The sequence below is a fragment of the Vibrio sp. Isolate23 genome (assembly GCF_022398095.1).
Taxonomy (GTDB): domain Bacteria; phylum Pseudomonadota; class Gammaproteobacteria; order Enterobacterales; family Vibrionaceae; genus Vibrio; species Vibrio coralliilyticus_A.
Genome location: NZ_JAKEUV010000002.1, coordinates 485,593 through 499,552 on the forward strand (window position 1 = coordinate 485,593; position 13,960 = coordinate 499,552).

Annotated in this window: 11 protein-coding genes; 3 read left to right on the plus strand and 8 right to left on the minus strand. The window is 45.7% G+C overall.

Annotation, left to right across the window (positions count from 1 at the left end; translation table 11 throughout):
* Positions 1 to 309 precede the first annotated feature (309 nt).
* Both rne and L1D31_RS09315 read left to right on the plus strand, forming a co-directional pair.
* The gene (gene rne, locus L1D31_RS09310; RefSeq protein ID WP_239836796.1) at positions 310 to 3,234 is read left to right on the plus strand and encodes a ribonuclease E; all 2,925 of its coding nucleotides are present in this window, start codon (positions 310 to 312) and stop codon (positions 3,232 to 3,234) included.
* Between the two features lie 298 nt (positions 3,235 to 3,532).
* A complete protein-coding gene (locus L1D31_RS09315) occupies positions 3,533 to 5,092 on the plus strand; it encodes a SulP family inorganic anion transporter (RefSeq protein ID WP_239836797.1) in 1,560 nt (519 codons plus the stop codon).
* Between the two features lie 45 nt (positions 5,093 to 5,137).
* On the opposite strand, the gene rnd is transcribed toward L1D31_RS09315, so the two are convergent.
* The 8 genes from rnd to L1D31_RS09355 all read right to left on the minus strand — a co-directional run bounded on the left by rnd (position 5,138) and on the right by L1D31_RS09355 (position 12,866).
* Positions 5,138 to 6,253, minus strand: a complete 1,116-nt coding sequence (gene rnd / locus L1D31_RS09320; protein WP_239836798.1) for a ribonuclease D — start codon at positions 6,251 to 6,253, stop codon at positions 5,138 to 5,140.
* 99 nt (positions 6,254 to 6,352) lie between these two features.
* The gene (gene fadD, locus L1D31_RS09325; RefSeq protein WP_239836799.1) at positions 6,353 to 8,041 is read right to left on the minus strand and encodes a long-chain-fatty-acid--CoA ligase FadD; all 1,689 of its coding nucleotides are present in this window, start codon (positions 8,039 to 8,041) and stop codon (positions 6,353 to 6,355) included.
* Positions 8,042 to 8,152: 111 nt separating this feature from the next.
* A complete protein-coding gene (locus L1D31_RS09330; protein WP_239836800.1) occupies positions 8,153 to 9,010 on the minus strand; it encodes an alpha/beta hydrolase in 858 nt (285 codons plus the stop codon).
* Positions 9,007 to 9,564: a Slp family lipoprotein gene (locus tag L1D31_RS09335; protein ID WP_239836801.1), complete on the minus strand. Its 558-nt coding sequence runs from the start codon at positions 9,562 to 9,564 to the stop codon at positions 9,007 to 9,009. The genes L1D31_RS09330 and L1D31_RS09335 overlap by 4 nt, the downstream gene beginning before the upstream one ends.
* Before the next feature lie 17 nt (positions 9,565 to 9,581).
* Positions 9,582 to 9,884: a chromosome partitioning protein ParA gene (locus L1D31_RS09340; protein WP_239836802.1), complete on the minus strand. Its 303-nt coding sequence runs from the start codon at positions 9,882 to 9,884 to the stop codon at positions 9,582 to 9,584.
* Positions 9,885 to 9,904: 20 nt separating this feature from the next.
* The gene (gene tsaB / locus L1D31_RS09345; RefSeq protein WP_239836803.1) at positions 9,905 to 10,606 is read right to left on the minus strand and encodes a tRNA (adenosine(37)-N6)-threonylcarbamoyltransferase complex dimerization subunit type 1 TsaB; all 702 of its coding nucleotides are present in this window, start codon (positions 10,604 to 10,606) and stop codon (positions 9,905 to 9,907) included.
* Positions 10,607 to 10,618: 12 nt separating this feature from the next.
* Complete coding sequence (locus L1D31_RS09350; RefSeq protein ID WP_239836804.1) at positions 10,619 to 12,544, minus strand: ATP-dependent DNA helicase; 1,926 nt, start codon at positions 12,542 to 12,544, stop codon at positions 10,619 to 10,621.
* 121 nt (positions 12,545 to 12,665) lie between these two features.
* Complete coding sequence (locus L1D31_RS09355; protein WP_239836805.1) at positions 12,666 to 12,866, minus strand: hypothetical protein; 201 nt, start codon at positions 12,864 to 12,866, stop codon at positions 12,666 to 12,668.
* 195 nt (positions 12,867 to 13,061) lie between these two features.
* On the opposite strand from L1D31_RS09355, the gene purU reads away from it, so the two are divergent.
* Positions 13,062 to 13,895 carry a formyltetrahydrofolate deformylase gene (gene purU / locus L1D31_RS09360; protein ID WP_239836806.1) on the plus strand — a complete coding sequence of 278 codons (834 nt, stop codon included), beginning with the start codon at positions 13,062 to 13,064 and terminating at the stop codon, positions 13,893 to 13,895.
* Positions 13,896 to 13,960 lie beyond the last annotated feature (65 nt).

Here is a 13,960-nt window from a genome sequence, read left to right on the forward strand (position 1 = left end):
TTAGGTTGCATTTTAAACAAGCCCGATCACTTTTGAGCAAGAGAATGAGTAGCCCGCTAATTTACCAAAATGCAGCATATGGCGTAAGACATTTTCGGGATTAGTACAGCTTGCTGCCCTACTCAAAAATCTTTCATGTTGAGTATCATCCGCCACTATTGCGGCTTACAAGCCAAACGTTTGTAAGACTGACGTGCCCAAAGAGCATCCCTCCAGCCGGGAGGCTGCACACATTAAGCCATGGGATCAGGCACCGTGAAAGAAATTATCAGGCAGCAAGAAGACATAGAATGACAACGAGATTTATCAATGAAAAGAATGTTAATCAACGCAACTCAAAAAGAAGAGTTGCGTGTTGCTTTGGTTGATGGTCAGCGCTTATATGATTTAGATATCGAAAGCCCAGGCCACGAATCCAAAAAAGCAAATATCTACAAAGGACGTATCACTCGCATCGAACCAAGTCTGGAAGCAGCCTTCGTTGATTATGGTGCTGAAAGACACGGTTTCCTCCCTCTAAAAGAAATTGCCCGCGAATATTTCCCTGAAGGCTACACCTACCAAGGCCGACCTAGCATTAAAGAAGTGCTGACTGAAGGCCAGGAAGTGATTGTTCAGGTTGAGAAAGAAGAACGAGGCAGCAAAGGCGCTGCACTCACGACTTTTATCTCTCTTGCTGGTAGTTACCTTGTTCTGATGCCAAATAACCCTCGTGCCGGTGGTATCTCTCGCCGAATCGAAGGGGATGAGCGCACTCAACTTAAAGCCGCACTGAGCACTTTGGAACTGCCGCAAGGCATGGGCCTTATCGTTCGCACTGCAGGTGTTGGTAAAAGCGCAGAAGAGCTTGAGTGGGACTTAAATGTACTACTCAACCACTGGGGAGCGATCAAACAAGCCTCTGATGCTAACCCCGCCCCTCTTCTGATCCACCAAGAAAGTAATGTTATCGTACGCGCCATTCGCGATTATCTTCGTCGTGATATTGGTGAAATTCTGATTGATAGCAATACCATCTATGAGCGTGCATTAGAGCACATTCGCCTTGTTCGCCCTGACTTCGTGAATCGAGTCAAAAAATACGACGGTGAAGTACCTCTATTTAGCCATTATCAGATTGAAAGCCAGATTGAATCCGCTTTCCAACGAGAAGTGCGCTTGCCATCTGGTGGTTCAATTGTGATTGATCCAACAGAAGCACTAACGTCAATCGATATTAACTCCGCTCGTGCAACGAAAGGCGGCGATATCGAAGAAACTGCACTGAACACCAACCTTGAAGCAGCGGATGAGATTGCACGCCAGCTTCGCCTTCGTGACTTAGGTGGTCTTGTTGTTATCGACTTCATTGATATGACGCCTGTTCGTCATCAACGTGAAGTTGAAAACCGTCTGCGTGATGCTGTTCGTCTTGACCGTGCTCGCGTCCAAATTGGTCGTATCTCACGCTTTGGGCTACTAGAGATGTCTCGCCAACGCCTGAGCCCGTCTCTTGCAGAGGCTAGCCACCATATCTGTCCTCGCTGTAGTGGTACAGGTGTAGTGCGTGATAACGAGTCTCTTGCACTTTCCGTTCTTCGTTTAATTGAAGAAGAGGCATTGAAAGACAACACAGCTCAAGTTTTGGCTGTTGTTCCTGTTCCAATTGCATCATACCTTCTGAATGAAAAACGCCGCTCGGTTAACCACATTGAACGCATTCAGGAAGTGAAGATCACGGTAGTTCCTAACTCAGACATGGAAACACCGCATTTCGAAGTGATCCGAGTTCGTGAAGGTGAAGAGTTTGATTTACTGTCTTACTTGCTGCCTAAGAAACTCGAGTCAATGAAAGAAGCGGAAGGCCGCGAGACCACGGAAACCGAAGTTAAACCAAAGAAACTCGAAGAACCAGCACTTAAAGGTTTCGCTGCACCTTCCCAGTCAGCACCAGCGCCTAAACAACCAGTGAAGACACCTGAGAAGAAAACAGAGCCTAGCGAGGAGAAACCTAGCTTAGTGACTCGATTCTTCAAAGCATTAGGTAGCTTCCTGTTCAGTTCAGATGCTGAAAAAGAGCAGCCAGAAGAGACACCGAAGCATACGAAGAAAGAAGGTCAGCGTAACAATCGCAACCGCCGTAATCGTAATGACCAGCGTCGTCGCAACTCTCGTGACAACCGTAACGAGAATCGTGAAGACAAGCGTGATAATAAACGTAACAAGCCTCAACGTGAGCGTGATGAATCTGCGAATGAGAACAAAGCAGCTTCTAATGAGCGTAAGCAGCAAAACCGTAAGCCTAAGCAAGACCGCCGTAACAAGCAGCGTGATGATGCAAAAGCAAGTAAAGTTGCTGAAGAGGGCCTAAAACTTGCCGCTGAAGCCCAAAAAGACGACAAACCTAATCGCGCAGAAGAAAAGGCTGCAAAAGTTAAAGAGCGCCGCCAGCGCCGTAAACTGAATAAGCAGGTTCGCGTAAAAGATCAGAAAGCCCAAGCTGAAGCTGTTGAAGAAGTGAAACAGGTTAAAACCGAAGCGGTAGCAGAAGCGGTTGAGCAATCTGTTGAAGAAGCAGCAGCGGAAGAAGGCGAACAACCAAAACAGCGCCGTAACCGTCGTTCACCACGTCATCTTCGTGCAAGTGGACAGCGCCGTCGTCGTGGTCGTGATCGTCGCCCTAATCCTTTCCGTCTACGTAAAGGTGGTGTCGCTTCGCCAGAAATGGCAATGGGTAAAGTCATGCCAAGTTACGGTATTACCAAACCAGAAGCTAAGCAGAAAGCAAAGACTGAGCAAGTCGCTAGCGCTGAAGCTACAGCTATCATTGGAGGTTTTGCTTGTCCAGAAATGGCAATGGGCAAAGTAATTGTTCGCCAACAAGAACCTGTGATTGAGCCAGTAGTGGAACAAGCTGAGCCAGTTGAAGCGACCACAGCGGTTGAAGCAGCTCCAATAGCAGCTACAGCGACTGAAGAAACAAAAGCTGACGTTATACCGGTAGTCGAAGAAAACACCGTAAAAGAAACGGTTGTCGCGCCTGAAACTCAGCCAAGCTCAGATATTGTCGTGCCTAAAGCCTTTAAAGGTCACGCTTCTGCACCAATGGCTAAAGCGCCAGGGACTACAGAGATGAAAGAAATCAATGTGGTTGCGGCACCTTTCCGTGAAGAGCGTTATCTATCTAAAGGGGCAGGCAGCCAAGTTGCTAGCAATAAAGCCAGTGCTGCAATGGCAAAGCCTCAAAGTTTTTAATTAGATTTGATGAAGAGTAAAACAGCCCCATTTTGGGGCTGTTTTTTTATATATGCCTAGGGCAGTTCATGACTGCTCTCACTATTTGTCACAAATATTAGCCAATATTGGCTTCTTTGTTGAACTTAATCACACTTTTAGGTAGCATTCGCCGACTCGATCTGAATCAATTGTTTGGTTTTCAGTGCTCTTTTACATCGCATTTTGCTCACATGAAAACTAAACCAGAACCTATACTTTAAACTGTCGTTCTCTGATATTCAGAATAACCGTAAACATTTAGCATAACTGAGCAATCATGTTTGAATTCCCTCAATTTTCGAAACACTCTGTAAAAAACGACGTGTTATCCGGCCTAACTGTTGCGTTAGCGTTAGTGCCTGAAGCCGTTGCTTTTGCATTCGTTGCAGGCGTTGACCCTATGGTTGGTCTCTACGCGGCATTCATTGTTGGCCTTATTACCTCTATCTTCGGTGGTCGTCCCGGTATGATCTCTGGTGCAACAGGCGCAATGGCTGTTGTTATGGTATCACTGGTTGCATCCCATGGAGTTCAGTATCTGTTCGCAGCGATCATGCTAGCAGGTATCCTCCAAGTAACGGCGGGCTTGTTTAAGCTCGGCAAATTCATTCGCATCGTGCCGCATCCAGTTATGATTGGTTTTGTGAATGGCCTGGCGATTGTTATTTTCCTAGCTCAGCTTGGTCAGTTTAAAGCCCCGGACATTAATGGCATGCTAACTTGGCTACCTCAAGACCAAATGATGCTGATGTTGGGTTTGGTGGCGCTAACTATGGCTATTATCCACTTCCTACCAAAGTTCACGACCGCCGTACCATCGTCCTTGGTAGCGATCGTTACAGTGACAGCTTTGGTAGTAGGCTTAGATCTGGAAACCCGTACCGTTGTCGACTTCCTACGCACGATGTCAGGTGATGACGCTGCAACGCTGGCAGGCTCGCTCCCAACCTTCTCCATCCCTATGGTGCCATTCACACTTGAAACTCTACAAATCATTCTGCCTTACGCCATTATTCTTGCAGCGATTGGTCTGATTGAATCTCTGCTAACACTGACTGTTCTCGACGAAATGACAAACACACGTGGTCAATCAAACCGTGAATGTATTGGTCAGGGTATGGCAAATATGACGTGTTCTGTGTTTGGGGCTATGGGTGGTTGCGCAATGATTGGCCAATCGATGATCAACGTTAACTCCGGTGGTCGCGGACGCTTATCAGGCATCGTGGCGGCATCTGCGCTGTTAATATTCATCCTGTTTGCTTCCTCTCTCATTGAGATGATCCCTCTTGCAGCCCTAGTCGGTGTCATGTTTATGGTTGTGATTGGTACTTTTGAATGGGCAACGTTCAAACTGGCTCGTCGTGTACCAAAACAAGATTTCTTCGTAATTGTACTAGTTACAGTGGTTACAGTATTGACTGACCTTGCTATCGCGGTATTTGTTGGGGTTATCGCATCCGCACTTATGTTTGCATGGCAACATGCGAAGCATATTTATGCCGACACTAATATAAATGAGGAAGGCTCTAAAGAGTACAAAATCCACGGCCCGGTCTTCTTCGGTTCCGTTGCTAACTTCCTTGAAATTTTCGATGCTCACGAAGACCCAAGTGACGTGATCGTTGATTTTGCCGATTCTCGCGTCACCGACCACTCGGCTATTGAAGCGATAGAAACACTAGCTGAGCGTTACGCTGCGCAAGGTAAGACACTTCATCTACGCCACCTAAGCCCAGACTGTCGCAAACTACTCGACAAAGCAGGCAGCTTGGTCGAGATTAACGTCAAAGAAGATCCAAGCTATAAAGTCGCAACCGACGTATTAGCGGGTTAAGCAAATACATCAAGGGCTTCCACATGGAAGCCCTTTTATTATCCGCTACAAATGCTTGCTTAACTTTTCACCCATCAACTCCAGCCGCCAACCCTGCATTACATCTGGTAAGTGTGCCGGATCTCGATCCTTTTTCCATACCCAACTGATCAGCTGATTAAGCTGTTTCTTAGAGGATAAGAACTCCGTTGCCAGACCAGAAGACTGTGAGACTTTTTTCACTTCATCTTTTAATGTCTTAAATTTCTGCTTGTAGCCCGGCATATCCATTAAGCGTTCAATTTTTTCTGGATACTCCTCCGCAGGCGTCATACGTGCTGACTTAACAATAGAGATTATTCTCGCACTGTGTCGTTGCACTGAGCGAAGATCCATACCTTCTTGTTCCATTCGTTGTTTGTTTTGCAAACCGAGCTTAGCAATAGTAAGTAAATCATTCTCTTTGAAAACGAAGTTCAATGCTAAGTCGCGGCGTACCGCCTCTTTATAACGCCAAGTGGCAAGAGGCTTCAATATTGCTAACTCGCGAGGTTTAAGTTGCCATGCGCCTTTAATATCAAGGTAAGCATATTCAGCATTAACAGATTTGATACGTTTAGTCGCCAGTAACTCACTTTCCTGCTGAGCTGCTTCCCACCAACCAGCCTGAACAATGTCATCGTGCAACTTTTCGTACAACGGGAACAAGTAGTAGACATCCGCTGCCGCATAATCGAGCTGTTTATCAGTCAATGGCCTCGCTAACCAGTCTGTCCGAGACTCACTTTTATCCAGTTCAATCGCCAGATAAGATTCAACCAAAGAAGCGAAACCCGTCGACAAACCATGCCCTAAAAATGCAGCCATCAGTTGAGTATCCACCATTGGGAATGGTAGGCACCCAAAGCTGTTATTAAACACTTCCAAGTCTTCACCACATGCATGCAAGACCTTAACCACTGAGGTATCTTTAAGAAGGTGCACAAAGGCTGTCATATCATCGATGACCGTTGGATCAATCAGAGAAAGTTTCTCACCATCAAACAACTGAATAAGGCCAAGCTGAGGATAATAGGTGCGAGTTCGAACAAACTCAGTATCGAGCATAACAACATCCGTTTCTCGAGCTTGTTGACACACACTTTCTAGCTGTTCTGGACAGGTAATGATCTGATAATTCACAAAGTTCTCACTGTGACTAATGGGGCCTGCAAATAAAAATGCCGACTGGTATTAGTCGGCATTTTAACACTAAACACTTGGTTCTGCTTATTTTTAACTTTAGCTGGCCTTCGCTAGGTTTGCATCATTCTCTTCACGAAGAACACGACGCAATATTTTACCCACGTTGGTTTTCGGCAGCTCATCTTTGAATTCAACCAGCTTAGGTACTTTATAACCCGTTAGATGCTGGCGGCAGTGAGCAATGATCTCATCTTTTGTCAGGCTTGGATCACGCTTAACCACATAGATTTTAACCAATTCTCCTGATACTTCATGTGGCTGACCAATCGCGGCAACTTCCAGAACTTTACCGTGCAGTGCAACCACATCTTCAATCTCGTTCGGATAAACATTAAAGCCCGAGACTAGAATCATATCCTTTTTGCGATCTACAATATGGATAAGACCTTCATCGTCAAATTTAACAATGTCACCAGTAGACAGCCAGCCTTCACCATTGATCACCTCTTTGCTGGCTTCCGGTCTTTGCCAGTAACCTTGCATCACCTGTGGCCCGCGAACTTGTAGCTCACCTACTTCCGTATTTGGTACTGGGTTACCTTCATCATCAACAATACGAACTTCAGTAGAAGGGACTGGCAAACCAATTGCGCCCGTATACTCCGTCAGATCATAAGGGTTAACTGTCACCAATGGAGAACACTCGGTCAGTCCATAACCTTCTAACAGATAGACACCCGTGGTCTTCTTCCATTGTTCAGCAACAGCACGCTGAACGGCCATACCGCCACCTACCGCCAATTTGAGATTACTGAAGTCGAGTTCATGGAAATCTTCATTGTTGACCAAAGCATTGAAAAGAGTGTTTACGCCTGTGATCGCAGTGAATGGACACTTTTGAAGCTCTTTGACAAAACCAGGAATATCTCTAGGGTTGGTGATCAACAAATTGCGCCCGCCAAGCTCAAGGAACAATAAGCAATTCACCGTGAGAGCAAAAACATGATAAAGCGGTAGAGCGGTTACAACCACTTCTCGACCTTCTATGAGAACTGGCCCATACATACCTTTTGCTTGCATGATATTAGCAATCATATTGCTATGAGTCAGAATTGCACCTTTCGCGACCCCTGTTGTCCCACCGGTGTACTGAAGAAAAGCAATATCATCCCCGGACATAAAAGGCTTAACGTATTGCAAGCGTCGACCTTTATGAAGAGCCTTGCGCATGGAGATTGCACCTGGTAAATCATACTTAGGCACCATACCTTTAACGTACTTTACAACAAAATCGACAATCGTCCCTTTCGCACGTGGAAGCATCTGACCAAGGCTAGTCAGCACTACATGTTTCACAGGGGTGTTTTCGACAACTTGCTCTAAGGTATTAGCAAAGTTAGAGACAATCACGATCGCTTTGGCGCCAGAATCGTTGAGCTGGTGTTCAAGTTCACGTGGGGTGTAAAGAGGGTTCACATTAACAGCAATAAGCCCTGCACGCAGAACACCAAACAGTGCAACTGGATATTGCAGTAAGTTTGGCATCATCAAAGCAACACGGTCACCTTTTTGCAATTTCAGTTCATTTTGCAGATAAGCAGCGAAAGCACGACTACGTTCCTCTAGTTTACGGAACGTCATAACCGAGCCCATATTCATAAAGGCAGGCTGATCAGCAAATTTTTGTACTGACTGCTCAAACATTTCCACCAATGACGGATATTGATCTGGGTTGATGTGTTCTGGCACATCGCTCGGATAACGTGATAACCAAGGTTTATCCACGGTAATACTCCTCGAAATAAGCTGGCTGTTGTCGACGAAACGCCGTGTTTTTTATTGACGACCATTACAACACAGGCCAAGTGCTTGAGCACGAAAGACTCAAACACTTGTTTAAATTTTGTTAACTAAGCCAAAAATTAGGTTAGATACTCTAGAAGGGACTTGTAGATGGCAGTGATGTCCACCAGGTACCGCGACAACATCGGTATTCATCGAGGCATCATTTGTTGGTTTCTGCAAGTGGGGAAAACCTTGTTCGCCCATGACAATGATCTGGGGGCAAACTATCTGTTGGCAAACGGATTGCGCGTGCTCAAAAGACATTCGATACAAAGACTGGCTTTGTAATTTTTCATCGTGACGCCATACCCAGCCATCATCAGTCCTTGCCAGTGCTCTTTTGACAACAGGGCTGATAAGTTCAGGAGAGATTTGATTAATCTTGGCCCTGACCTCGATAGCGGTAGTATCGGAATCAAATGCTCTGGTCGGTTTATTGCGTATTCTCTGTCGGCTCAAAACACCTTCTCTTAAGCGAGAAACGGTTTTACTTTCTTCTTCCGCTAGAGGCCCACGCCCTTCTATCTGAACTAATCCACTGATTTGTTCAGGAAAGGCGGCACTATAGCAACTTGCAATCAAAGCACCAAGTGAATGACCAACCAACACTAACCTGTTTGGCGATAACTTAGCCAAAAACTGGTAAACATCGTCAATATAATCATGAAATGGGTAAAAATTGCTACCTAACTTATGGCTAGAGTGACCATGACCGGGCAAATCGATAGCACAAAGATGTAAGAAAGGCGCTGACTGGTGCAACGCCTGCATTACAGATTCAAAACTGGCGGCGTTATCCAACCAACCGTGAATAAAGACGATGCTGCAGTCTGACGCCTGACTATCTCCGTATTCTATGGCGGTAATATGCCCATCAGCAATTGAGTAACTGGTATCTCTGCAGGTCATTTGACTTCTTGGATCACTTTGCCCTGTCTGGTTCCTCGGGTGAGGTCACGACAATACAAACTTCGGCAAGGGTACCTTGAGGATCCAAAATCATCGTGCACAATTACACGCTCTTCAATTCGCCACAGATGATAACTCTTGATATTCATGACTGGAAAATCGTAGCTATACTCACCCACTTTGGCAGCTTCAGTGCCACTGCTATCACCGAGCAAAGTAATCAATCGACCTTGAGAAAGAGTCACAGGGTCGGCAAAACCGTCGATATAGCCTACGAATCGACCTTGAGGTTCTTGGTTAATATCAGGCTTACCATTAGAGCTGATAGGCAGATTCACCACTTCAACTCTCGTCTTATCTTTAAGGTTAGTAACTGAAGCGATGACGCCCCCCAAGCGAAGCTCTTGCTCTTGTGATGCTGAAGACTGCCAGCCAGAATAATTGGTTTGCAAATCCGGATTATCAGACGCAAGGTTTTCAGGGAGAGTACTGCACGCGGTCAATACAGTAAGGATACTTGCCACGGGAATAATTTTGAAAAAGCGAGACATCATAAGGACTTACCCATAAGTTATATATAGATATCGACACCCAACAGCTGTGATAGTTCATCACGCTTAGATTGGTTCATGACATTCATATACTCTTCCATTGCTTTACGGCCCTGACCTTCGGGCAAGTCGTATTGCACTTGAGCTTTATGGATGTCTGCTTCATGGACATGACGAATAGAGTGCGCCACCGCGTTGGCGACTTTAGATGGCTGACCAACAGACGGCTTATTCTGAGACTTTCTCGCCTCATCTTTTTTTCCGGTTTTATTGGCCTTATTCGGTCCCGGAACCGAAGGAGGCAATCCATTAATCGAAACCATACTATCCGTCTAATTACACCTTATTCTCTGCCTGGCAATTTCTTCCATGCTACGGTATCACGAAGATACACAGGACTTGCATCCTCAACCGTCACGGTGTTGCCCCGTTCCAATTCGAATTTCGCCAGTGCGACGATATCTTCTGCATCTGGGAAAAGAACCTCTCCCGCCGCGACTTCAAATTTCAGCTCAGCTAGCACTTCCTGATACGCTTCCCAACCCGTTCCTGCAGTCAACCAGCGTTGTTCGTCACTTTGGCTATTTTCAGCCAAAATCGCAGGAGGAATAACACATTCGGCATCAACAGCAATCCAAGTGCCATCTTCTTGACGCGAAAAACGCCCCCAGTAGACTTCGCTCATTCGCGCGTCAATCGCACACGCTACATGACTTACGCCGTGTTTACGGTAGCTACCTTGAGCCATTGCTTGCAATGTTGAAATCCCAATCATAGGCAGGTCAGCACCAAATGCTAAACCTTGTGCAATACCGATGCCAATGCGTACACCTGTAAAGCTGCCTGGGCCACGACCAAACGCAAGAGCATCAAGCTCTGCCAGAGTCATCCCGGCTTCGTTTAACACTTCGTCTACCATAGGGAGGATTTTCTTAGTGTGGTCTCGCGGTGCAACTTCACTGCGAACATAGATCTGATCGTTAACTAGCAATGCAACAGAACAGTTCTCTGTTGACGTGTCTAAGGCAAGAATTTTTGCGCTCATTGAATTCTCTGATTATTCGGTTGTTTCTGAAATTTGCTTAAGGAAATCCTGTACCAGACCTAAATCCCGTGTTCGAGGAATCGGTGGGAGGCTGGCCAAGAAAACGCCACCATAATCACGTGTAACTAATCGATTGTCACAAATGATCAGCGCACCTTTGTCTTTCTTATCTCGGATTAACCGCCCGACTCCTTGTTTAAGGGTAATCACGGCATCCGGAATCTGGACCTGAGAAAAAGGGTCACCACCTTTAAGCTGGCAATCTTCTATCCGCGCCTTAAGCAACGGGTCATCAGGTGCAGTGAAAGGTAATTTGTCTATAATAACACAGCTCAGTGTATCACCTCTAACATCAATCCCTTCCCAAAATGCTCCGGTCGCCACCAACAAAGCATTACCCAGCTCCATAAACTCTGCCAGAGTTTTTTGTTTACTGGTTTCCCCTTGCATCAGCACCGGAATACTCAAGCATTCGCGGAATCTCTCACCTAGCTCTCGCATCATGCTATGAGAGGTACAAAGGAAAAAACAGCGCCCCTGATTCTGCTCAATCAAAGGACTGAGCATGCGAACGAGCTTATCCGCCATACCCGGGCTATTCGGCTCCGGAAGGTAACGCGGAACACATAGCCTTGCCTGACTTTGGTAGTCAAATGGACTTGGCAGTGACATTTCCGTCTCAGGTTTTAACCCTAGACGAGAAGTAAAGTGACCAAAATCCCCTTTTACCCCCAAGGTCGCAGAAGTAAATATCCATGCCCCTTGCTTAAGTTCGATCTGTTCCCGAAACTTATCCGATACCGAAAGCGGTGTAATATGCAAGCTGAAGTGACGTGGGGAAGTATCGTACCAATAGGAATACCCCGTTATGGAGACTTCGCAAATGCGTTCTAGCCTCGCTTGAATCGTACTTGCTCGCTCATAAGCCGTATCCAAAAGTTGGCTACGGCCTAGCGCTAATTTGAGTACTTCGAGACAAAAGTCTAAGGACTCGCGTAAACGCTCTAACTCTCTTGAAATTGAGGGAGACTGAATGGCTTCACGCCAATTACCACGGTAACCGGGCTCACCTAGCGCCACTCGCAAATCCATCGCACTTTGCTGTAATTTATCACTGATCTTTTGCAATTGGCGCATGTCTTTCGCTTCGGTGCGATAGCCAATTTCAATATCTTTGGAAAGTTCCTGTATTTGGCGACTGGACAGAGATTGACCAAAGTACTGGCTAGCAATATCAGGTAGCTGGTGAGCCTCATCAAAGATAAATACTTCAGCTTCAGGTATCAGCTCCCCAAACCCCGTTTCTTTGATCGCTAGATCGGCCAAAAACAAATGATGGTTGACCACCACAACATCTGCATCCATGGCTTTTTTGCGAGCCTTAAGAACAAAGCAATCTTGATAACTGGGGCACTCTTTACCTAAGCAATTGTCGTTGGTTGAAGTAATGGTTGGGATCACAGGGCTATCTTCAGCGATTTCGTCACAGTCGCCTAAATCCCCACTATTGGTCTCGCTCGCCCATGAGCGCACTTTAACCAACTGGCTAAGCAGTGTTGGATCGGCATGATGTCCATGACTCTCCACCATTTGTCGGCTAAGGCGATCTAAGCACAAGTAGTTTGCTCGGCCTTTTAGCAGCGCCACCTGACCATAAAACCCCAATGCATCAGTCATCAAAGGTAGATCGCGGTGAAACAACTGCTCTTGCAAATTTTTCGAGCCCGTACTGATGATGGTCTTTTTACCACTCAAAAGAGAAGGAACTAAATAAGCAAAGGTTTTTCCCGTACCAGTACCTGCTTCGATGACGACTTGCTGGTCATGTTTAATCGCTTTAACCACAGACTCAGCCATATCTAACTGAGCTTGTCTAGGTTGAAACCCCGGGATCGCTTTGCCTAGTGCACCATCCGCGGAAAAAGTTTTTGAGATCATCAAGGACTAACTATGTGAGTGAAACAAGTGATGAACGGGAGATTATGGCAGGTTTACAGACTTGGCGCGAATGCAAATCTGCTCCGCGCCGATAAGCCATCGTATTGATGAATGAAGAGTGTTAACGTCGGTTGAGATATCGCGATAGCCATGCTGGACCAGAAAACTCATTCTGACCATCCATCATAGCTCGAGCCGCTTCACTAGGTGACGCTTTGTTTTCCCACATTTCGTTGAGAAGCTCTTCATTCATGTCATGGTCACCCAGTAGCGCACTGACTCTTTCAGAATACAACTTACGTGCTAGTAGATCTTTATCCATAATTACCACCTGTTGGGCTCAAATCGGATACTTTCCAAACAAATTCGCCAAGCTAATCGGTTAACTTAGATTAATTGTTGAAACCATCTTGATATTAGTTTAATTGTAGCTGTCATATTGTGGAGTGCTTCACCGTTCAAAGCCCTGCAAAAAATTCAGAATACGAAAAAAATAAATCACGGAAGTTTTAACCCAATGGAAAAGAAAACACTGCTTACTCATTGTACGGATGCGCCTGGACTGATTTCTAAAATCACCAATATCTGTTACAAGCACCAGCTCAACATCATCCACAATAATGAATTCGTCGATAACACCAGCGGCCACTTCTTCATGCGTACTGAGCTAGAAGGTTACTTCAATGACCAAACCTTTCTAGCCGACCTTGATCAAGCCCTCCCACAAGGGGCCAAAAGAAAGCTAATTGGCCCAAATCGCAAACGTATTGTCATTCTCGTAACTAAAGAAGCACACTGTATTGGTGATATTCTGATGAAAAACTATGATGGCAGTTTGGATGTTGATATTGCTGCTGTAGTGGGTAACTACGATACACTACAAAGCCTGACGGAAAAGTTTGATATTCCCTATCATCATGTATCTCACGAAGGCCTAAACCGTGAAGAACATGAACAGAAGATGCTGGCAGTGATCGACCAATATGATGCTGACTATCTCGTACTAGCAAAATACATGCGTGTACTAACCCCTTCATTCGTCGAAAAATACCACCACAAGATTATTAACATCCATCATAGTTTCTTACCGGCTTTCATTGGCGCTAAACCTTATCAGCAAGCTTATGAACGCGGCGTTAAGATCATTGGTGCTACAGCACACTTCGTCACGAATGACCTAGACGAAGGACCAATCATCAAGCAAGACGTGATTCCTGTCGATCATAACTTCAGCGCGAAAGATATGGCACAAGCAGGACGAGATGTTGAGAAGAATGTATTGAGCAAAGCGCTCAATAAGGTGATAAACGACCACGTATTTGTCTATGGTAACAAGACGGTGATTCTTTAAACTTCCAAATGCTAAAAGACCTCCCACTGGAGGTCTTTTTTAATCTCAGCGTTTATTAGAGCCTG

What these genes read in the sequence shown, in the direction of transcription:
- L1D31_RS09315 (WP_239836797.1), top strand. Translation starts at nt 3,533, where the DNA reads ATGTTTGAATTCCCTCAATTTTCGAAACACTCTGTAAAAAACGACGTG.
- rne (WP_239836796.1), top strand. Translation starts at nt 310, where the DNA reads ATGAAAAGAATGTTAATCAACGCAACTCAAAAAGAAGAGTTGCGTGTT.
- L1D31_RS09355 (WP_239836805.1), bottom strand. Translation starts at nt 12,866, where the DNA reads ATGGATAAAGATCTACTAGCACGTAAGTTGTATTCTGAAAGAGTCAGT.
- tsaB (WP_239836803.1), bottom strand. Translation starts at nt 10,606, where the DNA reads ATGAGCGCAAAAATTCTTGCCTTAGACACGTCAACAGAGAACTGTTCT.
- L1D31_RS09335 (WP_239836801.1), bottom strand. Translation starts at nt 9,564, where the DNA reads ATGATGTCTCGCTTTTTCAAAATTATTCCCGTGGCAAGTATCCTTACT.
- L1D31_RS09340 (WP_239836802.1), bottom strand. Translation starts at nt 9,884, where the DNA reads ATGGTTTCGATTAATGGATTGCCTCCTTCGGTTCCGGGACCGAATAAG.
- L1D31_RS09350 (WP_239836804.1), bottom strand. Translation starts at nt 12,544, where the DNA reads ATGATCTCAAAAACTTTTTCCGCGGATGGTGCACTAGGCAAAGCGATC.
- L1D31_RS09330 (WP_239836800.1), bottom strand. Translation starts at nt 9,010, where the DNA reads ATGACCTGCAGAGATACCAGTTACTCAATTGCTGATGGGCATATTACC.
- purU (WP_239836806.1), top strand. Translation starts at nt 13,062, where the DNA reads ATGGAAAAGAAAACACTGCTTACTCATTGTACGGATGCGCCTGGACTG.